The organism is Neorhizobium sp. T25_13 (assembly GCF_002968675.1).
Classification (GTDB): Bacteria; Pseudomonadota; Alphaproteobacteria; order Rhizobiales; family Rhizobiaceae; genus Neorhizobium; species Neorhizobium tomejilense.
In genome coordinates, this window is sequence record NZ_PVBI01000002.1 from 472,689 (window position 1) to 496,584 (window position 23,896).

At 60.5% G+C, this 23,896-nt stretch carries 32 protein-coding genes and 2 tRNA genes; 14 read left to right on the forward strand and 20 right to left on the reverse strand.

Annotated features, from left to right (window positions below; translation table 11 throughout):
* Positions 1–14: 14 nt before the first annotated feature.
* Both C5J22_RS05810 and C5J22_RS05815 read left to right on the forward strand, forming a co-directional pair.
* Complete coding sequence (locus tag C5J22_RS05810; RefSeq protein ID WP_371412563.1) at positions 15–935, forward strand: ABC transporter permease; 921 nt, start codon at positions 15–17, stop codon at positions 933–935.
* Entirely contained in the window at positions 932–1,843 is a 912-nt protein-coding gene (locus C5J22_RS05815) for an ABC transporter permease (protein WP_105437493.1), read from the forward strand. The genes C5J22_RS05810 and C5J22_RS05815 overlap by 4 nt, the downstream gene beginning before the upstream one ends.
* 74 nt (positions 1,844–1,917) lie before the next feature.
* On the opposite strand, the gene C5J22_RS05820 is transcribed toward C5J22_RS05815, so the two are convergent.
* Positions 1,918–2,418, reverse strand: coding sequence for a hypothetical protein (locus tag C5J22_RS05820; RefSeq protein WP_105437494.1), 501 nt, complete (start codon positions 2,416–2,418; stop codon positions 1,918–1,920).
* A gap of 178 nt (positions 2,419–2,596) precedes the next feature.
* On the opposite strand from C5J22_RS05820, the gene C5J22_RS05825 reads away from it, so the two are divergent.
* Complete coding sequence (locus C5J22_RS05825) at positions 2,597–3,163, forward strand: TetR/AcrR family transcriptional regulator (protein WP_172745772.1); 567 nt, start codon at positions 2,597–2,599, stop codon at positions 3,161–3,163.
* A gap of 115 nt (positions 3,164–3,278) precedes the next feature.
* Here C5J22_RS05825 and C5J22_RS05830 read toward each other — a convergent pair whose 3' ends face one another.
* Entirely contained in the window at positions 3,279–4,868 is a 1,590-nt protein-coding gene (locus C5J22_RS05830; protein WP_105437496.1) for an ABC transporter substrate-binding protein, read from the reverse strand.
* A 327-nt stretch (positions 4,869–5,195) separates the two neighbouring features.
* Between C5J22_RS05830 and C5J22_RS05835 the strand changes: the two genes are divergently transcribed.
* From C5J22_RS05835 to C5J22_RS05845, 3 genes are read left to right on the forward strand one after another with little or no spacing between them, the layout of a single operon-like run.
* The gene (locus tag C5J22_RS05835; protein ID WP_105437497.1) at positions 5,196–6,842 is read left to right on the forward strand and encodes a GMC family oxidoreductase; all 1,647 of its coding nucleotides are present in this window, start codon (positions 5,196–5,198) and stop codon (positions 6,840–6,842) included.
* A 34-nt stretch (positions 6,843–6,876) separates the two neighbouring features.
* Entirely contained in the window at positions 6,877–7,950 is a 1,074-nt protein-coding gene (locus C5J22_RS05840) for an amidohydrolase family protein (RefSeq protein ID WP_105437661.1), read from the forward strand.
* Between the two features lie 3 nt (positions 7,951–7,953).
* The gene (locus C5J22_RS05845) at positions 7,954–9,057 is read left to right on the forward strand and encodes an amidohydrolase family protein (protein ID WP_105437498.1); all 1,104 of its coding nucleotides are present in this window, start codon (positions 7,954–7,956) and stop codon (positions 9,055–9,057) included.
* A gap of 352 nt (positions 9,058–9,409) precedes the next feature.
* Here C5J22_RS05845 and C5J22_RS31030 read toward each other — a convergent pair whose 3' ends face one another.
* The 3 genes from C5J22_RS31030 to C5J22_RS05860 all read right to left on the reverse strand — a co-directional run bounded on the left by C5J22_RS31030 (position 9,410) and on the right by C5J22_RS05860 (position 10,328).
* The gene (locus tag C5J22_RS31030; protein WP_172746531.1) at positions 9,410–9,589 is read right to left on the reverse strand and encodes a hypothetical protein; all 180 of its coding nucleotides are present in this window, start codon (positions 9,587–9,589) and stop codon (positions 9,410–9,412) included.
* Positions 9,586–9,813: a hypothetical protein gene (locus C5J22_RS31590; protein ID WP_105401167.1), complete on the reverse strand. Its 228-nt coding sequence runs from the start codon at positions 9,811–9,813 to the stop codon at positions 9,586–9,588. The genes C5J22_RS31030 and C5J22_RS31590 overlap by 4 nt, the downstream gene beginning before the upstream one ends.
* Positions 9,814–10,253: 440 nt before the next feature.
* A tRNA-Asn gene (locus C5J22_RS05860) sits at positions 10,254–10,328 on the reverse strand.
* 192 nt (positions 10,329–10,520) lie between these two features.
* Between C5J22_RS05860 and C5J22_RS05865 the strand changes: the two genes are divergently transcribed.
* Positions 10,521–10,775: a hypothetical protein gene (locus C5J22_RS05865; protein WP_245282820.1), complete on the forward strand. Its 255-nt coding sequence runs from the start codon at positions 10,521–10,523 to the stop codon at positions 10,773–10,775.
* Positions 10,776–10,785: 10 nt separating this feature from the next.
* On the opposite strand, the gene C5J22_RS05870 is transcribed toward C5J22_RS05865, so the two are convergent.
* A complete protein-coding gene (locus tag C5J22_RS05870) occupies positions 10,786–11,427 on the reverse strand; it encodes an exopolysaccharide biosynthesis protein (RefSeq protein ID WP_245440301.1) in 642 nt (213 codons plus the stop codon).
* Positions 11,428–11,855: 428 nt separating this feature from the next.
* Here C5J22_RS05870 and C5J22_RS05875 point away from each other — a divergent pair, with 428 nt between their 5' ends.
* The gene (locus tag C5J22_RS05875; protein WP_105437500.1) at positions 11,856–12,140 is read left to right on the forward strand and encodes a hypothetical protein; all 285 of its coding nucleotides are present in this window, start codon (positions 11,856–11,858) and stop codon (positions 12,138–12,140) included.
* A 34-nt stretch (positions 12,141–12,174) separates the two neighbouring features.
* Here C5J22_RS05875 and C5J22_RS05880 read toward each other — a convergent pair whose 3' ends face one another.
* Positions 12,175–12,435: a DUF982 domain-containing protein gene (locus tag C5J22_RS05880; RefSeq protein WP_172746532.1), complete on the reverse strand. Its 261-nt coding sequence runs from the start codon at positions 12,433–12,435 to the stop codon at positions 12,175–12,177.
* Between the two features lie 267 nt (positions 12,436–12,702).
* Between C5J22_RS05880 and C5J22_RS05885 the strand changes: the two genes are divergently transcribed.
* The 5 genes from C5J22_RS05885 (at position 12,703) to C5J22_RS05905 (ending at position 14,576) form a co-directional block, all read left to right on the forward strand.
* Positions 12,703–12,776 (forward strand) — tRNA-Cys (locus tag C5J22_RS05885).
* A 202-nt stretch (positions 12,777–12,978) separates the two neighbouring features.
* Entirely contained in the window at positions 12,979–13,836 is an 858-nt protein-coding gene (locus tag C5J22_RS05890) for a DUF2971 domain-containing protein (RefSeq protein WP_172746533.1), read from the forward strand.
* Positions 13,837–13,895: 59 nt separating this feature from the next.
* Entirely contained in the window at positions 13,896–14,129 is a 234-nt protein-coding gene (locus tag C5J22_RS05895; RefSeq protein ID WP_172746534.1) for a hypothetical protein, read from the forward strand.
* Positions 14,130–14,167: 38 nt separating this feature from the next.
* Positions 14,168–14,347 (forward strand): hypothetical protein, encoded by a 180-nt coding sequence (locus tag C5J22_RS05900; RefSeq protein WP_105437504.1) that lies wholly within the window; start codon positions 14,168–14,170, stop codon positions 14,345–14,347.
* Between the two features lie 37 nt (positions 14,348–14,384).
* Positions 14,385–14,576: a hypothetical protein gene (locus C5J22_RS05905; RefSeq protein WP_105437505.1), complete on the forward strand. Its 192-nt coding sequence runs from the start codon at positions 14,385–14,387 to the stop codon at positions 14,574–14,576.
* Here C5J22_RS05905 and C5J22_RS05910 read toward each other — a convergent pair.
* The 11 genes from C5J22_RS05910 to C5J22_RS05960 are packed head-to-tail and all read right to left on the reverse strand — an operon-like array spanning position 14,573 to position 22,689.
* On the reverse strand, positions 14,573–15,478 hold the full coding sequence (locus C5J22_RS05910) for a hypothetical protein (RefSeq protein ID WP_105437506.1): 906 nt from the start codon (positions 15,476–15,478) through the stop codon (positions 14,573–14,575). The genes C5J22_RS05905 and C5J22_RS05910 overlap by 4 nt on opposite strands.
* Positions 15,479–15,482: 4 nt before the next feature.
* Entirely contained in the window at positions 15,483–15,845 is a 363-nt protein-coding gene (locus C5J22_RS05915) for a hypothetical protein (protein ID WP_105437507.1), read from the reverse strand.
* Entirely contained in the window at positions 15,842–16,423 is a 582-nt protein-coding gene (locus tag C5J22_RS05920; protein ID WP_105437508.1) for a DUF2163 domain-containing protein, read from the reverse strand. Before C5J22_RS05920 ends, C5J22_RS05915 begins: the two co-directional genes overlap by 4 nt.
* Positions 16,420–17,055, reverse strand: coding sequence for a hypothetical protein (locus tag C5J22_RS05925; protein ID WP_105437509.1), 636 nt, complete (start codon positions 17,053–17,055; stop codon positions 16,420–16,422). Before C5J22_RS05925 ends, C5J22_RS05920 begins: the two co-directional genes overlap by 4 nt.
* Entirely contained in the window at positions 17,052–19,160 is a 2,109-nt protein-coding gene (locus C5J22_RS05930; RefSeq protein ID WP_105437510.1) for a tail tape measure protein, read from the reverse strand. The genes C5J22_RS05925 and C5J22_RS05930 overlap by 4 nt, the downstream gene beginning before the upstream one ends.
* Complete coding sequence (locus tag C5J22_RS05935) at positions 19,160–20,812, reverse strand: terminase large subunit (protein ID WP_205837158.1); 1,653 nt, start codon at positions 20,810–20,812, stop codon at positions 19,160–19,162. The genes C5J22_RS05930 and C5J22_RS05935 overlap by 1 nt, the downstream gene beginning before the upstream one ends.
* Positions 20,796–21,224 (reverse strand): phage terminase small subunit P27 family, encoded by a 429-nt coding sequence (locus C5J22_RS05940; RefSeq protein ID WP_105437511.1) that lies wholly within the window; start codon positions 21,222–21,224, stop codon positions 20,796–20,798. The genes C5J22_RS05935 and C5J22_RS05940 overlap by 17 nt, the downstream gene beginning before the upstream one ends.
* Entirely contained in the window at positions 21,221–21,544 is a 324-nt protein-coding gene (locus tag C5J22_RS05945) for a phage head closure protein (RefSeq protein ID WP_105437512.1), read from the reverse strand. The genes C5J22_RS05940 and C5J22_RS05945 overlap by 4 nt, the downstream gene beginning before the upstream one ends.
* Positions 21,541–21,951, reverse strand: a complete 411-nt coding sequence (locus C5J22_RS05950) for a DUF3168 domain-containing protein (RefSeq protein WP_105437513.1) — start codon at positions 21,949–21,951, stop codon at positions 21,541–21,543. The genes C5J22_RS05945 and C5J22_RS05950 overlap by 4 nt, the downstream gene beginning before the upstream one ends.
* Entirely contained in the window at positions 21,948–22,370 is a 423-nt protein-coding gene (locus C5J22_RS05955; protein WP_105437514.1) for an HK97-gp10 family putative phage morphogenesis protein, read from the reverse strand. Before C5J22_RS05955 ends, C5J22_RS05950 begins: the two co-directional genes overlap by 4 nt.
* Positions 22,363–22,689, reverse strand: coding sequence for a head-tail connector protein (locus tag C5J22_RS05960; RefSeq protein ID WP_105437515.1), 327 nt, complete (start codon positions 22,687–22,689; stop codon positions 22,363–22,365). Before C5J22_RS05960 ends, C5J22_RS05955 begins: the two co-directional genes overlap by 8 nt.
* A gap of 185 nt (positions 22,690–22,874) precedes the next feature.
* Here C5J22_RS05960 and C5J22_RS31035 point away from each other — a divergent pair, with 185 nt between their 5' ends.
* Positions 22,875–23,063 (forward strand): hypothetical protein, encoded by a 189-nt coding sequence (locus C5J22_RS31035; protein WP_172746535.1) that lies wholly within the window; start codon positions 22,875–22,877, stop codon positions 23,061–23,063.
* Here C5J22_RS31035 and C5J22_RS05970 read toward each other — a convergent pair whose 3' ends face one another.
* On the reverse strand, positions 23,064–23,540 hold the full coding sequence (locus C5J22_RS05970) for a hypothetical protein (RefSeq protein WP_105437517.1): 477 nt from the start codon (positions 23,538–23,540) through the stop codon (positions 23,064–23,066).
* Between the two features lie 5 nt (positions 23,541–23,545).
* Complete coding sequence (locus tag C5J22_RS05975; protein ID WP_245440303.1) at positions 23,546–23,824, reverse strand: endonuclease; 279 nt, start codon at positions 23,822–23,824, stop codon at positions 23,546–23,548.
* Positions 23,825–23,896: the final 72 nt, after the last annotated feature.

The window sequence follows — 23,896 nt, forward strand, 5'->3', positions numbered from 1 at the left end:
TTGCGCAAAGGCTTATGCAGCTGGTGCCCGTGATGATTGTGGCCACCTTCGTGGTGTTTTCCCTCGTCTACATGATGCCTGGCGACCCGGCCATGATGATCGCGGGCGACTATGCGACGGCGGAACGGATCGCGGAAATCCGCCAGATCTACGGATTCGACCGTCCGATGCTGGTGCAATATTTCTTCTGGCTGGGAAATGCCCTGCAAGGCGATCTCGGCCATTCGCTGTTCTCGAACGAATCCGTTCTGCGCTTGATCCTTTCGCGCCTGCCGCACACGGTCCTGCTGGTGCTATATGCGCTGGTTCTCGGCGCCGCACTCGGCATTCCCCTCGGTATTCTTGCCGCGACGCGCCAGGGCACCACGCTCGACAAGATTATCACCAGCGTCGCCTCGCTCGGTGTCGCGGTGCCCAATTTCTGGCTCGGTATCATTCTGGTGACGCTGTTCTCGCTCGGTTACCGCTGGTTCCCGGCGACTGGCGCTGTGTCCGTCTTCGAAAAACCGCTGGAGTCGCTCTATTACGCAACCCTTCCGGCGATCGCGCTCTCCACCGGCGTGGTCGCGGTTCTGGCGAGGCAGGTGCGCAGCGCGCTGCTTGAAGTGCTGGGCTCGCAATATATCCGCACGCTGCGCGCCAAGGGGCTCGGTTCCGGCGCCATCCTATGGAAGCACGGGCTGCGCAACGTGGCGGCGACGATGCTGACGATTGCCGGCCTGCAGGTGAACCGGCTTTTTTCCAGCGCCGTCATCATCGAGGCGGTCTTCGCCATCCCCGGCGTCGGCAACCTGATCAGCTATTCGGCGCTCAACAAGGATTTCCCGGTGGTGCAGGGTGTAGCGCTCGTGCTGGTACTGGTGGTGATCCTCACCAATCTCCTGGTCGACGTACTCAACGCGACTTTCGATCCCAGAGTGGCAGCCTCCACATGACCGATACGAACATGACCGCGATCACCCAAACCGCTGCCGCACCGGTTGCCAGGGCGACCCTTCCGCCTCCCGTCCGCTTCCGCTTCTGGGCCTGGCTGTGGGCCGATAAGCGGGCGCTGATCAGCCTTGCCTACCTCTCCGTCCTGGTTCTGGCGGCGATCTTCGCGCCAGTGATCGCGCCCTATGCGCCGAACAAGCAGAACCTGATGGACCTTCTGGCGCCGCCGAGCGGCGCGCACTGGCTCGGCACCGACGACCTTGGCCGCGATACGCTGAGCCGGCTGATATACGGTTCCTACAACGCGCTCTACGCCGCGAGCCTCGCCGTCGGCATCGGCGTGGCGATCGGCGTGCCGCTCGGCGTGTTCATCGGTTTTGTCGGCGGCTGGAACGACCAGGTCGGCAGCCGCATCATCGACGGGGTCCTTGCCTTTCCGCCGCTCGTGCTGGCCGTCGCCGTGACAGGCGCGCTCGGCATCGGTCTCACCAATGCGATGATCGCCGTCGGCTTCGCGTTTGCGCCGGTGCTTGCCCGGACGATGCGGGCGCAGACGCTGGTGGTGAAGAACGCGCTTTATGTGGAGGCAGCGACCGGTTTCGGCGCATCGCGCCTGCACCTGATCCTGCGCCATATTCTGCCCAATGCGATCCAGCCTGTCATCGTCGAGGTGACCTTGATGCTGGCCGTGGCGCTTCTGGCGGAGGCCGGATTGAGCTTCCTGTCGCTCGGCGTCCAGCCGCCTGAATCGAGCTGGGGTGGCATGCTGGCGCGCGCCTACCACTATGTCGAGGTGGCGCCCGAGCAGATGTATGCGCCGGGTTTCGCCATCCTGTTCACGGCGCTCGCCTTCAACACGCTCGGCGAATCGATCCGCGTGCTCCTCGATCCGACCATCAAGCGCCGGTAATTCCCGATTTTAGAGCAGATCCTGTTCAATCCGGGTCATATCCGGCAGGTCCTTGAGATCTTGTCTTGTCGACGTCATCGACGATGTCTTCGTTCGGCTTTGCGCCTTCCAAAAGCCGTCAGTCCCCACGGCTTGTAAATGGAAAGCAGGAGAGGAATGAGAAGCACGATCAACCCTGCCGCAGAATGGACTACGACCGAAAGCTGAATTCGCCCCAGTTCTGGGGGGAAAGGGAGTCTCGCAACACTGGCATCGGCCAGTCTGCCAATCCCTGGCAGCTGTGCAAGGGGAACCGCTAGAATAGCTATGGAGACTACCAGCTTGGCGAGCACCCACCAATGATCGAGTAGTCGCCACGGGGTGAAGAGTGCTTGAATGATGCCAAGCAGCAGCGCCGAGCTAAGAAGGGGGACGATAACGACCAAGGTGATCAAGTCCATCGATGGATAAACACCTGAGAACAACTCCGTTTCTGACGTCACCAGCCCTGTTCCCGCCAAAGCCAAAAAGGTGGCGACGGAGCCTATTGAACCTACCGAGGTAGACGTGAAGAACCAGGGCTGCCTTTCGAACATGCGGACTGAAGAGCATCTGAATCCTTTGAGTGGGCGTGAGCGATAACCCCTCCTGCTTGCTGGCTATCGGGAGCGGGCGTAATATTCGGTGACACGTTGTCCAGGATGGGATCAACGAACAGAATGCGCAGAATGAAGTTTTTTGGACACTTGGCTGCGAATGACCAGTGGAGGACACATGCAGGCTCCAATTCGGGACCGGCGGATCAACCGTACCCGCACCACCCTTCAACACGCGCTGAAAAGCCTCATTCACTCCAGGGGCTACGAAAATGTGACAGTCAATGACATCTGCACAGAGGCGAACGTCGCGCGCTCGACCTTTTACCTGCATTTCACCGGCAAAGATGATCTCAAACGAAGCGTGTTCGAGCACCTGCTCAACGAAATCGAAAGGCAACGTCCAAGTGGCTCAAACATCCCCTTCGACTTTGTCGAACCGATTTTCCAGCATGCCCGCAATCACTACGGCTCCTACAAAGCCCTCCGGCGCGGACGAGGAAGAACAATTGCTCTGGCCCGAATAGATCAAATATTTGGAGACCTCATTCGAGAGCAGGTTCATACCTCGGATGTCTCTGCAGAGGAGAGCTTTATTCCTCAGCCGATGATCGTCGCGTTCTACACCGGAAGCTTTATGGCCCTGCTTATCTGGTGGCTAGATTCCGGAGCACGAATAGCGCCAGAGCAAATGGCGTCGATGTATCGCCGTCTCGCCTGTGCCGAACTCCCACCGCTTAAGTAGCTTACAAAGCTGTAAAGCTTGGGAAAGGTGAGTGACAACGGAGCAATCTAGATGCGAAACAGCCTGGCCTCGCGGTCGGGCTGTTTCGTCGCGTCTATCGCATCTTGGCTGCGCATCACGCCGTCTGGTCGAGCCAGACGCGATGGAAGCGCGGCGAGTGCAGCCGGTCGTACCGGAAGTCCTTGACCTTCTTGTTGCGGATCGACATGGCGGCCGAGGTCACCAGCGGCAGGTGCAGGGCCTGCTCCACGACGAAGCGCTGGAGCGCGGCAAATGCCTTCTTGCGTTCGCCGGCATCGGGCGACGTGCCTGTCGCGGTGAGCAGCTTGCGGAACTGCGGATCTTCGACCTTGCCTGCGTTGAACTGGCCGGTCGCCCCGAACAGCCGCTCGTAGGTCTGGCTCGGGTCGAGCCAGCCGCCCTGCGGGTTGAGGATCATCGCGCCCTGGCCCTCGATGTAGAAGCGCTGGTTGACCACCTGAGGGGGCGAGGGGGTGACCTTGAGGCGGATGCCGACCTGTTCGAGCTGGTTGCCGACCAGCTCCATGCGCTGCATCGATGTCTGGTCCGGCCAGCTCCAGGTTTCGACTTCCAGGCCCTTCGGATACCCGGCCTCCGCCAGCAGGCTGCGCGCCTTGTTGGGATCATGCTTGTAGAAATGCGACGTGTCGCCATCCACCGCCCAGAAATCCTTGGGGAACATGGTGGAGGTCGGCTCGCCGAGGCTGAGCATCAGGACCTGGTTAAGTTCGTCGCGATTGATGGCGTAGTTCATCGCCTGCCGGACCCGGATGTCGTTGAGCGGCGGCTTGGCGAAATTCATCATCAGGGTGAAGAAGATCATCGAAGGATTGGCTTCGGCCGTCAGGTCCTGCACCCGGCGGGCGGTCGCGATCTGTTGCGCGGCCATGTTGAGCGCGAGATCGGTTTCGCCGGCGGTCACCGTGCGGGCGGCGGTGTTGAGCTCGTTGATGATCCGGAAGTTGATGCCGTCGAGATAGGGCAGGCCCGGCTGCCAGTAGTTGGGGTTTTTCTCGACGCGGATCAAGTCGTTGTCGCGCCACTCGGCGAACTTGAACGGTCCGGTGCCGACGGGATTGCGATCGACATTGCCGTCGGCGGCCGCCTTGATGGAAGCGGGCGAGACGATGCAGCCGACGCGGCCGGTCAGGATTGTCGGCAGCGAATAGTTCGGCTGCTTCAGCTTGAGCGTCACCTGGCTCGGGCCGGTGACCGCCGCCGACGCGACCGAAACCAGGTCCGATTTCACGTTGGAGCGCGGATCGTTGATGAAACGGTCGAGATTGAACTTCACGGCCTCGGCGTTGAAAGGCGTGCCGTCATGGAATTTCACGCCGTCGACGAGGTTGAGCACCAGCGTCGTCGGATCGGTGAAGGTCCAGTCCTTGGCCAGCATCGGCTTGAGCTCGAGCGTCGCCGGATCGAAGGCGATCAGCGCGTCGAACAGCGCATAAAGCGCGTTGAAGTCCGGCACGTTGCGTCCGGTCATCGGGTCGAGTGCGGCCGGGTTGAACGGCATGGCGATGCGCAAGGTGCCGCCCGGTTTGGCCTGCGGCGTCTGGGCGAACATCTGCCCGGGCAGCAGTATCGCGCCTCCGAGCGCTGCGCCGGACGCCAGAAGCATTCTCCGGTTGATCCTGCTGTCATGGATGGTCGACGGCACGCCGTCCTTCGTCTTGCTCATCTCTGGGCTCCTCCCCAATGAAACAAACTGATGAAACAAACTCATGCCGACAAGACTGGTGATGCATACATCACGCCCGCGATTCGGCTTCCTCCTCCCGAATTGCGACAACCTGCCGTAGGGGAAACCTACAACAGGAGGATATCGATGTATACTTTTGTATTCGGTTTTGCCGCAACACGACTTCCTTCCAACCGGCTCGTATGCCATGATTATACGGGAGGCTGTGATTGTGCGGTCGTTGTGTCCTTTGCTCTTCCGGTGCCCGTTTTGGCGCCGTGATCGCGAGGCGCGCGGCTGCCTGTTGCGGAAAGTGGAGGAGAGACCATGGGTGCGTTCGAGCATTCCCGTATCTACGATTACGTCATCGTGGGCGGTGGCACGGCAGGCTGCGTCCTGGCCAACCGGCTGTCTGCGGACCCGACGGTCGAGGTGCTGATGATCGAGGGTGGCGGCGAGGCGCGCGGCTTCTACGTCGACATGCCGCTCGGTCTCGCCCATCTCATCGGCAGGCCCCAATATGACTGGCTCTACAAGGGCGAGCCCGAACCCTACCTCAACGGCCGTCAGCTCGCCCTGCCGCGCGGAAAAATGCTCGGGGGCAGTTCCGCGATCAATGGCCTCATCTATGTGCGCGGCCATGCCTATGACTACAATCAATGGGCGCAACTCGGCAATCGCGGCTGGTCCTGGGAAAGCGTGCTGCCCTATTTCAAGCGCTCCGAAACGTTCCACCGGGCCGGTTCCGAGGCGCACGGCACCGAGGGCGAATGGGCGGTTTCCGATCCCAATGTGCGCTGGGAGGCCCTGGAAGCCTATCGCCAGGCGGCGATCGAGCAGGGTCTTCCCGCTGCCGACGACTACAATTCCGGCGACAACGAAGGCGTGGCCTTCTTTGTCGCGACTATCAAGAAAGGCGTGCGCCATTCCACCGCCCGCGCATTTCTGGAACCTGTCCGCAACCGCCGCAACCTGACCGTCATCACCGGCGCTCTTGTCGACAGGATCACCCTGGAGGGCAGCCGAGCGAGCGGCGTCGTGTTCAGCCTCCATGGCAGGAATCACGAGGCGAAAGCGGGGCGGGAAGTCATTCTGTCGGCAGGAGCCTATAGCTCGCCGGCCATCCTCGAACGCTCCGGCATTGGTGCTCCGGACGTGCTCGCATCAGCGGGAATAGAGGTGCTTCACGCCTTGCCGGGTGTCGGCGAAAACCTGCAGGACCACTGGCACGTCAGGGTACAGCACCGTCTTCGCAATACCCACACGCTGAATACCCGCGCCGGCACGCGGTTCGGCCGGATGCTGCTCGGCATGCAGTATCTTGCGACCAAACGCGGGCCGCTTGGCGGTTCGCCGACGCTATTGGGTGCCTTCCTCAAGACCACGCCGGATGCGCCGGCGCCGGAAATCCAGATCCACGTCTCCGGCGCCACCTCGCCGAGTTTCGGCGGCGCCATGCATCCGTTCCCCGGCATCACCTCGTCTGCCTGCATCCTGCGACCGGAAAGCCGCGGCTATTGCCATGTTGGGGGCAGGGATCCTTCCGCCCAGCCGCGCATCCTGCACAATTTCCTGAAGGAGGAGGCCGACCGTGAAATCCTGATGCGGTCGATCGAGGCGGTCCGGAGGATCGCCGCGAGCCCCGCCATGGCCCCTTTCGAGCCGGAGGAAATAGCGCCGACCGCAGCCGTGCAGTCGCAAGACGAAATGCTCGACTACGCGCGCCAAACCCTCAATACGACCTTCCATCCCGTCGGCACCTGCAAGATGGGCCGCGACGGCATGGCGGTGGTCGACGATCGGCTGCGGGTCCACGGCATCGCGGGGCTGCGCGTCGTCGACGCCTCGATCATGCCGACCATCGTCTCCGGCAATACCCAGGCCCCGACCGTGATGATCGCGGAAAAGGCGGCGGATTTCATCCGCGAGGAAAGGCTGGGACTCGAGGAAAAGATGGGGACGCAGGCGGCGTGAGGCCGCACACATGAAAGCAGCACAGATGTCAACGATGAGCGAGACGCATAAGAAGATGGCTAGATTCGACACCGCCGGGGCGATCGATTGCGACGTCCACCCGCCGACACCGCGTCGCGCCGACCTGCTTCCCTATCTCGATGACTACTGGCAGGAGATGGTGACGTCACGCGAAGTCGACGTGCTGGAACTGATGGGGTATCCGGAGCGCACGCGTCCTTATATGCGGCCGGACTGGACATGGAGCGGCGATCCGCTCGCGCAGATGCAGAAGAACCTGCTCGACCCGTTGGATCTCGGAGGCGCCATCCTCAATGTGGTTTCAGGCGCCCACGCCCTGTTCGATCCTTACCTCGCAGCCGCCATATGCCGCGCCACCAACGACTGGCTCGCCGACAAGTGGCTTAGCCGCGACAGCCGGCTCCGGGCATCGATGCTGGTGCCGTTCCAGAATGTCGAGGCAGCGGTCGAGGAGATCGAGCGCCGGGCCGACGACAAGCGTTTCGTGCAGGTCCTGACGCTTGCGATGACCGAGCTGCCGCTCGGCCGCCGCACGTACTGGCCGATTTACGAGGTGGCCGAGAAACACGGCCTGCCGATCGGCATTCATGCGGGATCGAATTTCCGCCACGCGCCGAGCCATAGCGGCTTCCATTCCTTCCTGATCGAGGACCATGTGGTGCAGCCGCAAGGCTTCGCAACCCAGGTCGCGAGCCTGATTTCCGAGGGCGTCTTCGTCAAATATCCCAAGCTGAAGGCCGTGATGATCGAGTCCGGCGTCACCTGGATGCCGGCGCTGATGTGGCGCATGAGCAAGGACTGGCGCGGCACCCGCATCGAGGTGCCATGGGTCAAGGACGCACCGGCCGACATCATCCGCAGGCATATCCGCATGACCTCGCAGCCCTTCGATGGCCCTGACGATGTCGAGGACGTCGCCAGGACGCTCGACCATTTGCTCAGCGATGATATGCTGCTGTTCTCCTCGGACTATCCCCATTGGCATTTCGAGGGGCTGGACGTGCTGCCCGAGGGCCTGCCGGAAGCCAAGGTGAACAAGATCCTTCGCGACAACGTTCTCGCCACCTATCCGAGATTTGGAGGCTGATCCATGGAAACCCCGGTACTCGAACGTAGCTCCGAAAAATCCCAGATGCAGGGCGTGGTGGATTGCGACGTGCATCCGGCTTTCTCCCGGCCGGACCAGTTGCTCGACTACCTGCCCGAACGCTGGAAAACGCATGTGCGGGATTTCGCGGTGCGCACGGCAAACCCCTTGCTCGGCACGCTGCCCTATCCGCGCATGACGCCGGGCAACGGTATGCGCCGCGATTCCTGGCCGCCGAACGGCGGCCCGCCAGCCTCCGATCTGGCATTCCTGCGGCAACAGTTGCTCGAAGAGTGCAATATCGACTACGGCATCCTGCAGCCGCTCGCGGCCGGCAGCGTCGCCTTCAATCAGGAACTCGGCGCCGCACTTTGCGCTGCCCTCAACGACTGGCAGATCGACAAGTTCGCCGGGCCGGAACCGCGCCTGAAGGCTTCCATCTGCGTGCCCCAGGAAGACGCCAGAGAATCGGTTGCCGAGATCGACCGGCGGGTCACCGACCGCCGCTTCGTGCAGATCGCCATGCCGCCGCGCACGCTGGAGCCTTGCGGCCGCCGCCGCTATTGGCCTATCTACGAGGCGGCCGAGCATTACGGCCTGCCGATCGGGCTGCACACCAGCGCCTTCGGCTACCGCCCGAATACGCCGTCCGGCTGGAGCTCGTTTTACCTGGAGGAGCACTACGCAGCCTCCAACAGCCTCCAGACCGTGCTCTCCAGCATGATCCTCGAAGGCGTGTTCGAACAATTCCCGAAGCTGAAGATCGTGCTCGTCGAAGGCGGGTTCTCTTGGCTGCCGTCGCTCGTCTGGCGGCTCGACCGGGAATGGAAGCGCATGCGCGACGAGGTCCCGCATGTGAAGCGCAAGCCGTCCGATTATGTGCGCGAGAATTTCTGGTACACGACCCAGCCGATCGAGGAGCCCGAGAACAACCGGCATCTCCTCGATATCCTCCGCTGGATCGGCACCGACCGGCTGATGTTCTCGACCGACTATCCGCACTGGGATTTCGACGATCCGCGTTTTGCCTTCAAGGTGCCTCTGACGCCGGCCGAGCGCTCCGCGATCTTCCGCGACAACGCGGTGGAATTGTTCGGCCTGAAATAGCTCGGCGGAGAACCCGGTCCCGGAACAGCGCCCGGCAACTTGCCGTGTCGTCGCGTGGGCTCAACAAGGCTCGCGGCGGCGACAGGGTGAAAGTCTGGTTCAATGGCGCCTGAAACGACAAAAGCGCGCCAAAAAGCGCGCTTTTGTTGAAAAATGGCTCCCCGGGGCCGCGGCCACCAGCCGGGCTTGGTCTCCGGCTCCAGCAGCTTCGGGATATCGTCGACATGGATCAGCATGGATCTGCCGATCTTCTTCACAACGCCTATGCGGCGAGCCTTCTCCCATATTGTGCGCGGGGCAAGCGTGACGCCGGCCGATGCCTTGATACGTTCGGAAATCTGCTGGGGCGACATCAGCCCGTCGAGTAGGCCGGGAGTTTGGTCTTCTGCCATGCAACACCTTTTTCCAACGAAAACACAGATATGCCGTCGGCAAGGTTGCCGATGTCTCCTCTGTGGTGGTGGTGGCGCTGGTGAGGCGTTATTGGAAAGCTATTCAGCGTTTTGGCGCGGCCAAGCGTGTCGAGCGTCACGAATAACCACCCAGAGCCAACAGAAGTGCGCCTGCCGCGATTATGGCTAGGCCTGGCCAGTTTTTCGATATTCCCAGGTACCTGAGGCCCTGGCGCCGTGGCTCAAGCGTGCCGCCGCCTTGCGGCATTCGATGCGGATCACTCGGTCTTCGACCAAGTGCAGACGAAAAGAGAAGAAGAAGTCCGCCGATTATTAGGGCGGCACCGATCAGGATTGCCCACATGGTGGCCTCCATACCGCAAAGAATGTGAGTTAAACCAAATCGGAGCTTGATCGTTCCTCTTTGTCAAAACTCACTTCGGGCCGGTTCGCCTATCTCATTAAAAAGCCCTCTCCCGGGCAAGGGAGAGGGCGTCGCGCCGGTCCGCCCTAGAGGCTGCCGGAATTATCTTCATCGATTCGAACGGCAATGGTCCTGGCGTAAGGCTGCGTGATCCGGCCTAGCGCCTGTGCCTAGTCGGTCGCTTTCATCTGCTTTCGGGCTTCAACGCGTCGAGTTTCGCAAGCCAGGTATACCCGCGTACAAGACCTCGGTAGCAACTTCCGCTTATCCACAGGAGTCGAACCAGCTTTGCAGACTTCAAAAGTGGGAAGGGAGGAAAGTGGGGAAGAAAGTGCCCATTATCGAAAAATATATCGATAACAGGCACTTAATTCTGAAAATGGCTCCCCGGGCCGGATTCGAACCGGCGACCTGTCGATTAACAGTCGAATGCTCTACCGCTGAGCTACCAGGGATCATCCGCGAAGGGTCGCGGCGTGTGCGGCGGGTAATACAAATGCTTTGTCGTTTTGCCAAGCGGTTTTTGCAAAAAAAACGAACTTGGTTGTTTTATCCCCGGTAAAGCCCCATTTCCCGGGCAAAGTTTGGCCTCTAACCGGTGAGGATAATCGAGAGTGGCAGGCGAACGGAAGCCGACGCGATTTGGAATGGACCCGCAAAGCGGCAAGCTGGCGCTCGGAAGCGTACAGATTCCCATGCCGCGATCGCGGATCGGCCGGGTCATCGTCGGTCTCGTCCTGATTTTCTGCGGCATGCTCGGCTTCCTGCCGATCCTTGGCTTCTGGATGCTGCCGCTGGGTTTCCTGGTGCTTTCGCACGATCTGCCCTTCGTGCGGCGCCAGCGCCGCCGTATCGCGCTCTGGTGGGCAAGGCGGCGAGGCCGCAAGGCCGAGCAGCGATAAGGCTGCCCGATCAGGCGAACATTGACGCGATACCCTGGCCGGCGCTGAACGCCAGGTAAGCAAGCACGGCGAAATAGATCACCGTCACGACGTTGAAGAGGTAACCGCCGAGCACGATCAGCCCGTCGCGCTGGATCATGCCGGTCGACAGAAGCAGGATTGCGATCGCCGGCAGCGTATTGGAGAATGGCACCAGACCCAGCGGAAACATCAGAAGCACGCCGCCGGCCGCGATCGCCAGGCCGTTCACCCGGTTGACGAGCCGCCCGGTGGTCAATCCGGAGATGCGCGGCTTCAGGAACCGGTCGAGGCGCGAGACGATGCTGACGCCTTTTTCTAGCGCCGGCAGCAGTTTCGTCGTATCGAGTTCGCGGTCGAGGATTTTCTTCGGCAGCCACGGCAGCCGGTTGGCGGTGATCGCCAGGCTGATCAGGATGATCGCAGCGCCGAACACGGTGCTGACGCCGGGGATCGACACGGGGAGGAGGAAGGGCAGGGAGGCGACGGCACAGATGAGCAGCAGGCCCTGTTCGCCGACCGCGTCCATCAGTTGGCGCAGCGTCACCGACTGACCCGTGATGCCGTCGATAAGCTGCCGCAGCGTGCCGCTCAGCGAGGATGAGGTATCGTCGAACTCGATGCTTGCGCTCACTCTTCGTTTCTCCATTCCGCTTCAATTGAGCGGCATGGATATCAACAAACGGTGTCCTCGCAAAGGCGCGAGCCATAACCTGCCGGAAACGTGAACGTCCGGCGTCTCGCGGAAAATCAAAAGGCCGCGCAGTCCGGCGGGTGCTATCGGGCCGTTATCGAGACTGTGCCCAATAATCGTACGCCCCGCAGGCCAGCACGACCGCGAGGATCGCCAGGACCACCGGATTGAGCGTGGTGATGAATTCCAGATACTGCATTACGGTCTCCTCCTACCGCATCTTCGCCGCCCGGTGCTCCTCCACCCGGCAACGAGATCATTTTAGCACAGCCGCTGGGCCATCGCTACTTTAGTGTTGCCGCAGAGACTCTGGCGCATCTCTCCCCGAATCACTAGGATTGGTTCCGGGATTGAAGACGAGGGTGAACATGGGTCTGAGAGTGATCGAAGGCGGGCTTGCGGCCTGCGTGGCGAAGCTTGCCGATCTGTCCGAGGGCGAGATGCCGAGCCGCGACGACGTGCTTCGCGAGGCCGAGCGGAGGATCAGGTCGACCGGGTACGAGACCTGGCGCAATCGCGAAACAATGACCGGCATACCGGTGCCGCGCGAAATCCGTTATCTGGCCATGCAGATCGGATTCGTGGCCGAAGCCATCGCCAGATTGACCGACATTCCGGCTGACTATCGTTCCGACTTCTACTGGCCAGCGTAAGCGCCGCCGTGCGATCGGCAGGGTTAGATCGAGGTCAGTTCAGCATCTTCGCTTCGATACTGGCGAGAATGAATGTTTCCCGCACCTTTTCCAGGGGGAGCTTGCGCTGCAGGCAGGCTGCACATTCCTTCAGGGCCTTGATGTAATAGGTACCTTCGCGCACCGGCCAGCGCCAGTTGAGGTACTCCAGGGCTTCTTTCGGCCCGTGGACCATTTCTGGGAAACCGTATCCAACGCGTACTCTGACCGGGGAACTCCACACGGCATCATCTGCTTCAGTTACGTCACTCGTCATGTCTACACCTTGCATTGCGGCGTAGAAAACTCATCCGAATGGATTTGGTTCCCGAGGTTTGGTGAATTTTTTATGAAACCGGCTTTGATGCCATTCCAGCACTCATCCCGAGGCGCTGCGAACGCCGGCTTGAGGCGGGAATGCAGCTATCGACCTGCCGACTGTGGCCTCGTGCAGGAAAAAAATGACAAACGGGCCAAACCCGCTTGCGCCGTTATTCGATTCGTTCTAAACGCCCGACACCACTCGCTCTTTATGCGTTCGGACGGCCTCGTGGCGGAGTGGTGACGCAGAGGACTGCAAATCCTTGCACCCGAGTTCGATTCTCGGCGAGGCCTCCACCCCATTTCACTAGTGATATCAATGCGTTGAACGTGCAGGATCGCTGCACTTCGGCCCTTCCACGTCTCATTCTTGTTGCGAGCGGCTCCCCTTGATTTCCGGGCATTTCTGGTAGGTGACCGCAAATCCATGCGACATGGATTGCAACATTCGCGCGTTCGGTTTCATCTAACCCTGATAGATCTGTTTCGGGGAACAGCCATGCGTGACGTACTTTACCACTACTGCTCGACTGAAGCCTTCGAGTCGATCGTTCGTCACGGGACTATTCGCTTATCCTCGTTGGTGCTTTCCAATGATACGATGGAAGGCAAGTGGCTTCGAAAAGTCATCGGAGATCTGTGTGATCTGACTCCCGCAGTCCGCTTCAGACGTGACGAGGTCTCCAGCTACATAGATATATTCGTCAACAATATGGATGGCTTAGGGTTTTGCCTTTCGAAACACGAAGACATGCTCAGTCAATGGCGTGGATACGCTAATGATGCTCGCGGGTTTTGCATCGGTTTCGACAAAGACGTTCTCAGGAAGACCGGTGAAAAAGTCGACTCTGAGGGGATGCCCATATTTCGCCTGCGGAAGGTCGAATATGATTTGCGGCGGCAGACGGAAATGCTTCGTCCGATGTTCGATGACATCGTGCCAGCTGTCGAGAAAGGATATCTCCGCCCTGTCTTACAAAATCTTATTGAGACGGACGAAGAATATGAAAAGAGATCTAAAGAGCATAGAGAAGGTAGCCGCGGGGTCTTCCTGAAGATGCTCCTAATGACCTCCCCCATGTTCGAAATGAAGAACCCAGCCTTCCGAGAGGAGGGGGAATTTCGACTAGTCACTCCTGTTATGCACGAACTTGATCAACCTGATGTGGATTTTCGGCCTGCTGTAGATAGGCTTGTGCCATTCAGAACTGCCGCTCTAGACAAAGATGACAACCCTATTGTCTCGGTGACGATTGGGCCCAAGAATATTTCATCCAAAGACGTGGTCGGATCTTTTCTGCGACGGATGGGATATCGCGACGTTGCGGTTAAGCAGTCTGAGGCAACGTATCGTTGACGGGCCGTCTTGACAGCGGCGCTTTCACTGGCAACTTGCCCTCAACTGGAGTGGATGCTGTGGATAAATTTCTTCAGATCATCGGCGCATTAATCTGCGTGGCTGCGCTGTCGCTGATGGTGTTCATTATGAGTGCTTCTGCCGACCGAGGCGACGGCGTTACGCTGCTGCTCGGAATGCTGCCCTTCGGCATCCCAGCCGTCATTGGCGGCGTGGTGCTGGCGGCCTTCGGGTCTATGCTGGAACAGCTCAAGGCGATTCGGGCATCACTGGAGCGCCAGGAGCGCCCTTAAGATGCCACGTTATCGAGCATGCAAAAGAGAGATCACATATGCCTATGCAAGAACATCCACTGTGGGAAGAATTCAGTTCTGCTTATGATCGCTTGACGGAAGCCCATCGCCGTCTTGAAGCTGAAGTCCATAAAGGCGACAGGGGGCTACTGGATGCCGCCAAGCTCGACATGAAAAAGGCGCAGGAAGCTTACGACGAGGTTTGTAACCGCCTCTAAGCAGCCAAGGAAATCGACTAAGAAGGGGAACAGAGGCATGGCTTACGAACCGTCGAAAGAACAACCGCGCATCACTCGCATAAACGGCCATCAGGTATTCGAAGCACCGGATGGCAAATTCAAAGTTGTCAGTGATGACGGGCAGGTCGGCAGTGATTTCGACAGTTATGATGATGCATGCGGCTACGCTCGATCACTTCGAAGCCGCGATCCGCGCAACCCTGTCTAAGCCGCCCGCTTGAACCAGCCGTCGAACATTTCCGCCGTGAGATAGATCACATTGGATGGCCGGTCTTTCACCGGATGCCCCTTCCTTCGAGCGCGAAACTCGTCGGTCTTATGCTTGGGAGAGCAGAACCGGGCGTGTTTGTTTTTCGATCCGAACACGCGATGGCACCAGGCACACGTGCAGAGAAACCTCTCTTTTGGTCTGGCACCGTTGTACAGGGCCGCGCAGGAGGTAGAGCAGAACTTCGTTCGGTTCTGACGCGGTCTAAAGAAGGTGCCGCAATGCTGGCAGTCACGCTCAGGAAGGCCGCCAGTGCGTACCGCCGCCCGACTGCACATATATGAGCAGAAACGCTGAGGGTGCCCGTCATAGAGAGGCTGAAACGTCTTGTTGCAGGCCTCGCAGCTGAGGGGCTTGCTCTTGGACCGTTTCACGAGCCGGAAGGCAGACCGCCCGACAAGGGACTGCTGGTACTTGTGATCCTCGTTCAGATACTCGATCGAAATTTTTGCGCATTCGACCGAGCAGAACTTTCTCGTTCGATCATGATCGTCCTCAAGCGGTTTTCGGCACCATGCGCAGGTATCTCGAGCCACAAACTCAGGCTGGCCTTGCTCCCATGTCGGACGCTCTGCGCCAATGCGGTTTAAACCCTCAAGCACCACAGAGGCGGCCTCTTGATCAGCAAATGCCCAGGCGTTGCCCTCCAGGCACATCGCGGCTCTCAACCCGTGGCGAATTGGGCCCTCGTTCTCAAATTCGCTGAAACGCCAGTCTTTCAACACATCCATGACCTGGTTCACCAAATGCCGACGACGACGATCGTTCGATATCCTGGGAGACTTGACCTTCGTGGCTGATCGCTCGTTTCGCGCTTTCAGGAGGTGATCGAGATAAACCATTGCCTCACCCGAACATCGCGTCGAACATGCCGGCGGTCATGTTGTGACCAGACCGCTGTGGAAGCGTCTTAACGCCGTCGGGAGCCTGGGGCTGCTTTTCATAGGCGTGGTCGATCCAGACGGCGTCCATGGCGCGGAGAATGGTGACGTGGCGGGCTTCGATGCCCCAGCCGGTCAACTTGCTATATGCGAGGATCTCCGAAGGCCCGATCGGGTTAGGCCCGGCCATGTGGTAGGTGCGGGTCTTGTTGAGGTCGAGGAACCATTGCCAGAGCAGTTCGCCGCCGGCGGGGATCCCCACAACCCGGGGACCCTTCGCCTCGAGCTGGCGCTTCAGTTCGGTGCATAGAAGCTTCTGCAGGTTCATTTCGTCGCAACCCTTCCCCAGAAGATATCGACACGGCCGCGCGAGGCCGCATGCTGGAAGAACTTATCTGTTGACGACCGCCGCTGCTGGTCCGTCATGGTGCGGTACCGGCCATTCTTGCGCGAATAGTCGAGCTGCCGCCCTTCGCAACGGGCAACCAGAATATAGCCGCGCTCCGGATCGGTCTGGTGCTCGACGACATCGAGGTAACCGCGCGCGACGACCTCGACCTGCAACAAGGCACCACTGTCGGGATGGAAGTGGGCATCCATCACTATAACTGGCCGGTCGCGATAGTCCTCGCTCTCGATCTGGGTCAGGACGTCCGGCGTCAGGCCGTCGTCAGGGCTCTCGGCAAGCGTCAGGGTGAAGCCGCCGTCGGCGCTCGTGCCCGTGCCGCCACCGATGTCCGACACTTCGATCAGGCCGAACGGCTTGTACTCGACGCCGGCGTATGTGAGCGGAGACGATCGGCTGATGAAGCCGAATATGCCGCTGCCAAATTGGAAGCGGAGCATTTGTCTCGTGATGATGGCGCCCGAATCGTAGAGCGCTTTGACCTCGTTCGACATTGTCATTTCAGCACCTGATATCCTTCGAAGGAGATTGATGAGGGAGAGGCGACCACCGCCATCTGCCAAGACGTCCAGTCGATCCGGAAGAGACCTTTCGGGCGCCATAGGCGAGCGACGGCACCCGCTGTGAAATAGCTTTGGATGAAGGGATAGACGGAAAGGTCGATGGCCCCGGCACCGCTTGCTGTAGCGTTGCTTACGATCTCGTAGAGGGCGACATAGCCGCTCTGCTCGAGCGCCAGCCGATCGCCTTCAGTGGCCACATAGCCCGCTGGAGCGCCTGTAACCGATATCGCGCCACCGACACCTACGGATGCCAGTGATCCTGCTCCAGCCCATCCTGGAGCGACCTCATCCGGAGTTCTTGCCCCGAGGTAGTGAAGGGGAGCAGCACGGCTGGTGTCATAAGCCGCGAACCGATTAAGCCCACCGCGCAGCCTCGCCTTCCATGCCGTCCAAGCCTGCATGCCGGCCTGGTCGAGGGGCATCGTCTGGATACGAGCGCGAAAGGTCGGGTCGAAAACCTGCGTGATATTGAAGGAGACGCCACGCTTAAAGGCCGATGATACAGTCCCGTCGTCGAGCGAGAACGTACATTCGAGCAACCGAGCCGACGGCAAATTATATACGGTCACTGGCCGAACCTCCTTTTGTTGATTTCCGGCATGGCGCCGCCCACAGCGGTCGCGAAGCTCCGGCTTCCGGCCCATTGACCAATCGTCTTGCTCGCTTGCTGCTGGCTCACGTTGCGGACAAAAGCATTGAGGTTGCCGCCTTCGTCCACGGTCACACCAACATCGACTTTCACGTCCATCTGGCCGCCGCTACTGTTGCCTAGATCAACCGGGATGCGCCGTCCGTCCGGGAGCGGGACCGCGGCTTCAGGTCCAGCTTCTGCAAAGATTGACGGCTTGTCGGAAACCCCTCCCTTCGCAAAGAGGCCCACAGGCGATTTTGGAGATGAGGGGAAGCCACCGCCGCCACTAAACAGCCCGCCAAGGAGCGAGCCGAAGATGCCGCCACCACCACCGCCACTGCCGGCAGCCTTGTTGACCGCGAAGATGCTGTCGAGGACGTCGTCCATCAACTTGTCGCTGATTCGGTCCAACACATTCAGGGCAACGTCGCCCATCTCCTCCCAGGTGACCCTCCCATCGTCGAGGGCGTTCTTCATGTCCTGAAGGGCGGAGCGCGTAAGGTCCTTCTCGAAGTCCAGTTGATCAAGCACCCGCTGCCGCGCTTCTTCTTGTTGATGGAGCGCCTCATTCAGGTCGATGATCCGCTGGCGTTCGGTATCTGTCGCCTCGGCTCCGGCCATGCGCGATGCTTCAAGGGCACGCTTCGCCTCGTCGCTCTGCCAGACGACCGCGATTTCCTTCTCCAGTTCGGAAATGATCTCTTTGATGCGCTCGCGCTCGCGCTCGGAGGCGGTGGACGCCTTTTCGGATGCCGATGCCGATTTCTTCGCCGCGTCGTCTCTCTCCTTCCGCTGGACCGATTCCTCGGCAAGGGCGGACGCCTGTTCCCGCGTGAGCTTGACGCCATGGCTTGAGGCGTCGGCAAGGATCTTCTCCAGCTCCGCGGCGATCGCGCGTTCGCGGTTCGATTTCGCCAGCTCTTCGCGGTAGCCACGGACATAGTCGCCGGAGAGGTCGCGGGGTGGCGCTGCCGGTGCCGTGGGACCCGCAGGGGTAGAGGATAAGCGTCCGTTTCTAACGTTCGTGATCCTTGCGTCTTCTTCGGCCAGAAGGCGCATCTGTTCGTCAATCTTCCTGAGGACGTTCGCCTCGGTCTTAGGTGTAGCCAGCCTCTGGTTTTCTAGGTCAAGGCGCTTGCTCGCTATCTCTATTTGCCGGCCTTCGAGGGTGGCGCTTTGCTGCTTTTCAAACTCCTTGAATGAGTCCAGAAACGTGAACCAAGCAGAAACCGCATCGATGATCGCGCTTTTGATGCTGGTTCCGATGGTGTTCGCTACGAGGTTGAATTTGCGATCAACTTCCTCAGCCTTGGCTACCATCTCCCTTGTCATGACGAGGCCAAGTTCGTTCGCCAGCCGGATCTGCTCCCTGATGCCCTCGGCGCCCTTGTCGACAAGCTCGACGAAACGCTCGCCGGCCGATCCACCGAACAGCTCGTCGCCAATGCGGATCTGCGCAGCGCGATCGAATTCCTTCATCCGTCCGATGATCTCGACGAATAGCTCGGAGGGGTTCTTGAGCTTCTTCGAGAGCTCCTCTGAACTGTAGCCAAGGCGCTGGAATGATTCGGCGGCGCTGCCCGCGCCTGTCTGAACAAACTCGTCTGCCCGGAGCTGCATCTCCTTCAGGCCATCGGTGAGAGCGTCCACCCCAATCTTGTTTTGCTCGGCCGCGAACTTGAGTTCCTGAAACCGCTCGACGTCCATCCCTGCCATGCGGGCTTGACGGGAGAGGGCCGCGGTACTTTCGACCGACGTCTTGAGGGCGGTGACAAAGCCGGCCATCCCGGCCGTCATCGCGCCGACCGCGAATGCCTTCCCAAAATCCCCGATTTTCGCGCTGGTGGACGCGAGGGCCTGGTTGATCCGCGTCGTCGTGCGGATCATATCCTGCTCCATCTGCTTCGTGGCGCTGGTGCTGCCTTTGCGTAGGCTCTGATAGGTCCGCGTGCCCGTGCGCTCGCCTTTCTGCATGTTGCGCTCGAAGTCGCGTATGCGCGCCTCGAGGGAAACGACTAGGCGTTCTTCATCGGTGACAGCCATCAGGCAAAGCTCCATTCTTCGATATCGCCGTCGAACGTGTCGTATGACGAGATGCCGGTTTCACCCGCGGCGCACCGGGCGACGGCCATGGCAGTGGCTACGGCACCGTCGATCCGGTCCTTGCTCTTGCCCTTGTGGAAGCTGCGATTGCCAGCCGTGTCCGTCCGGATCGCGATATTGTCGAAATGCCAGCGAAGGATCGGATGACCGCCATGGATGAAGCGACGGGCGAGGATGGCCCGCTCGAGCTCGTTGATCGCCGGCGACATGGAAACCCACCCCTGCCGGAACTCGACCACCGGCAAGCCTTTATAGAGCAGGTTGCTGATGCTGTTGCGGGCGAGCGCCGGATCGAAGGCGATCTCGCGAACATTGAACCGGGCGCATAGATCCTCGACTGCGGCCTCCACCGCGTGGAAGTCGACGACGTTGCCCTCGGTCAGGGTGATCAACCCTTGCTCCTCCCAGACCGGATAATTCACGCCATCCTGGCCGGCCTTGCGGTGAATGTTATCTTTGGGGAGGAAGAACCACGGATGAACCGCATAGCCGCTCTCACGGTCACCCCAGGCGGCGACAATGGCCGTTAGGTCGCTCGTGCTGGATAGGTCCACGGCGAGATAGCAAGGCGTTTGGTCGGCCTCCATGGCATCGAGATCCACTGCGCCCTTGCCCTCGTCATAGACCGGCATGGAGACGAACGGAGACGCACTGTAGTCCAGCCAGCAGTTGAGGTGGAACTGTCGGAAATTATCACGCTCGCCGGGCTGCTCCTTCGCCTCGTGGGCCATGGAGCGCAAGCCGTCGATATCAGGATAGCCGTCGGCAAGGCCCGGGTTGACGAAATGCCATAGGTCCTCGTCCTGCCAGTCAGCCTCCGGGTCGGTTTCGAACAGGACGGGCAGGAAACGCGGATCCTCGATTTCACCCGACTGGACCTTGCGGGCATACTTCAGCCGCTCATAAGCAAGGTTCTCCTGTCCGCGACCGGCCTGGGTGATGATGATCAGCAGCGATCCTGTCGTCTTGTTCAGCGACGTGCGCAGCGCCGCCCACATTGCGCGGGCAATCTCGCCTTCCCAATTGATCAGCTCGTCAGCCAGCACGAAATTTGCTGTCTTGCCGAGCTTGCCCTTCTTGGCTGAAGCCAGCGCCCGGAACTTCGCCTTGCTCTTCCGGTGCTCCAGAACGAACACGCTCTCGGTCGGCTTCATCGCCTCCTTCAGCCAGTCGGTCTCATCAACGATGCTCACGGCCTCGTCGTAGGCGATACGCGCGTCTTCCTCTGCTGAGGCGGCAACGAACACCTGGCCGGACGGAACGCGCTCGTAGCCCACTGTGTGAAGCAGGGCGAGGCCTGCGCCCAACGTGGTCTTGCGGGCACCGCGCGGGAGCATGATGAAAACCGTCTTCACCTGGCGCCGGCTGTCGGGGAAGCACGGACCATAGATGCGGCGCACGATCCGTTCCCAGAACAGCGGGAGGTCGAACTTTCCGTCGCCGCTTTTCGGGTGGTGCAAGGCGCGGAGGAAGTTGACGGCACGCTCGCCTTTGCCGAACGGATCTTCGATCTCGCTCCCGTCGAAGATCCATTCGGGGCGGGTGGCTTTGATCAATCCGCCAATTGGCGGAATGTTAGACGTCGAGGCCATCGGGCGCCCCTCCATCCTTCGGCTTGTCCTTGCCGCTGAAGCCCTGCTTTGATCTAGCCGCTGGCGTCAGGCCAAGCTCTGCCGACAGCCGGGCGACGGTCTCCATCGCCTTCGCCATGATGCCGCTCGCCGGGTTCGGTTTGAGCATGCCGTGAGCCGTCTTCACCATGAGGCCGTGTTCCGCCATGGCCTTCTGGCATTCCCGGACAGTCCAAAGCGCGACGATGTAGGTTTCCAGCACGCCCATCATGGATGCGGTGAGGATCTTCCGCTGCACCATTTCAGCGGCGATTTGATTCCATTCTGGAATTATAACCTCGGGCAAATTTGCCGGAGGTTTCGGGACACCCTTAAGGCCGCCGTCAATCGCCTTCAGCGTTGCCTTTGCGCCGCGCGTTCCCTTGCTGCTCATTCGCCCACCGCCTCCAAGGCGCGAAGCTCCAGCCCCTTGCGGCGACCGATCTCCTTCACTTCCTTGATGTTGAAATTACCGCCCTCGTAGACGATGCGGTCGGCGTTGGTGACGCCGTCGATCCACCTGGTTCGGAAGATGATCCCGGTCTCGTCGCTTGCGCCGGCCGCCCGGATGAATTCCTCGGTGCTTGCCTGCACCACCTGGGCGCGGAGGGTGGCAAGCGGGGTGAAGGTCGGCGCCGGAGTGCCGTAGTCGTTCACGGCGCCGGCGTCGTAGCGATCGATGCGGATGGTGCGGTCAAGTTTTCCAGATCTCATAGCTCTTGCACCTTCGCGTTGATGGTGACGACGGCATGGGAGGTTTCGCCGTCAGGATCGCGGAGGAACCGGGCGCTCTGGACGTAGCAGCCGGCGAAGTGGAAGCCTGTTTCAGCCGGCAAATTTGCCTTGTGAACTGCTGCCCGGATCGCACCGGCGATGGCTTTCACGCCCTGCGTGCTCGGCTCCTTTTTCCAGACATGCAGATCCATGTAGACGCGGGTCAGGTTGCGGCTGAGGCTGTCGTTCTCGTCGAGGCTCTGGCCTTCACCGATGACGATCGAGGGCGACGGGGCGGGCCGCTCGTTGCGATCGAGGATGGCGGCAGCCGGGATCAATTGAGTGACGGCAGCGGTACCGATCAGGCGCGCTCGGACGGCCTTCTGCAGGGCGAGTTCCGGTGTCATTTGCCGCTCCCCCAGTTCCTCCGGACGGCACGGCTGATGGCGCCCTTGATCCGGTTGGCAGCGCGCTTGCGGGTGAGCCTGAAGCCGGGCCAGAAGAACGGCTGCGCATGCGTCTTCGTGGTCCCGTGCTCGACGAGGTGGGGATACCGGACGTCTTCGTTGCCGGCGGTGACGATCGCCTCCAGCTCGCCGGCCACGCGGCTTCCGCCAGGCTGCGAATACTCCGGCGTCGCCTGTCCCGGCGGAGTGACCGTGATGCTTTCCTCCAAGGCGCCGGTGTCCTCCGGAGCAAGCTGGCGCTGCATGTCGGCCACCTCGTCAGCGCTTTTCAGGAGGGCAGGTTTCACCGCCTCGCGAACCGCTGTAGGAATGGCTCGCATCCTATTCTGAAATCTTGATAATCCGCCGTCGTCAGCCAAAGGACCACTCCCGGTATTCGTTGACGATCGACCAGACGCCGAACGGGATCTCCTGGGCCGTCACCCCGACAAGAGTTGCCTCGCGGTTTTCGTACCGGTGGGCGGCGAGTTGGAGCACGGCTTCCACGAGAGCGGCTGGCACCGTTGATGCAGGCGGGTCTCCGGCAGGCGGATACGTCGTCTCGATTTTGAAGCCGAGCAGCCGTTCAATGTGATCTTGAGCAGCCGCGATCTTCCGGCCCATAAGCTCGTCATCGGCAGTTCCGAGCCCATCGGTCCAGCCGATCTGCTCCTTCAACTCGGCGACGGTCACAATCATAGAACGCCTTCCTTTCTGCTGTTCACAAAATCGGGGCTAAATCGGCGCGTTTTCGCACAGTGGACCCGCCGCCGGTCCCCTTGAGGGGTGGAATGTTTTCGACCACCCCCGGGTGCCTTGTCGCCGCATCCGATCGATGAGATGATGAGCCGTATAATTTCTCGATTTTCGATACGGACGACACAATGTTCAAAGTTGTACTGACTGCCGAAGCTGAGGCACTCTTGGATCGTCTCGCACGATCTCCTTCCACGTGGCCCGACAATGATGAGATCGTAGACCTCGTGCGGCACCGCCTGATTGAACGTGGGGACGGCGCCTATCATGCGACCGACGAAGGCCGCGAATATTTGAAGCAGCGCCATCGCCATTGATCATGCCTCCACGGCGTCGACGCGGACGATGTTGCTGTTGATCGCGAGGCTCATGTTGAACTTCACCACGTTGTTCGCGGTGTCGTAGGCCTCCGCTGCGCTCATGACCTGGGCAATGAACAAGCGGGAGGATGGGGTGCCACCAGGCGGCTCGTCATTGAGCTCGACCTTGAAGGCGTAGTCGTAGGGTGTCCGTTCAGCCGCCACGACAGCGATCTGGCCTTCGTCCACTGGATCCAGACCGGCGACGACTTCCATGGTGCCAGCATCGCGGATGCCCTTGAGCTTCTTCCTCCGGCCTTCTCCGATCGCGTCGAAGGTGATGGCGTCTGAGGTGTCTCCGGCCGTGCCGAGGGCTTCAAGCGGGGTGATCTCCTTCCACACCTGAGTGGTGAAATCAGCGGCTACGAAGTCGCTGCTCTTCTGGCTGAGAACGCCACCGATGAAGAGCTTGCTCTTTGCGGTTGCCATAAGCATGGGATTTACCCTTTCAGTGTGCGCCGCTCTTCCGCGGCTTCGATTGCGTTGCAGCGCTGACAGCCAGGCCGCCAGTTGGTGCGGTCCATGCGAAGATCAGGGCGGGCTCGGATGCTCTTGATGTGCATGACCACCACGGCGGGCGCACCGCATCGGCAGAGGTCATTGCCCGGTAGGGCGAGGAAGGCCTTTGCCTCCTTCGCCCATTCGGCGTCATAGCCACGCTGGCGGGCAGCAGGGCGTTTCTTGTCAAAGCGTGCCTTGCGCTCCCGATCTGCCTTCATCGCGCGCTGGCAAGGCTTGGCGGCTGTGTGAGCCGCCCCGCAATGCGAGCAGATGGAGGGGGCGCGGTACGG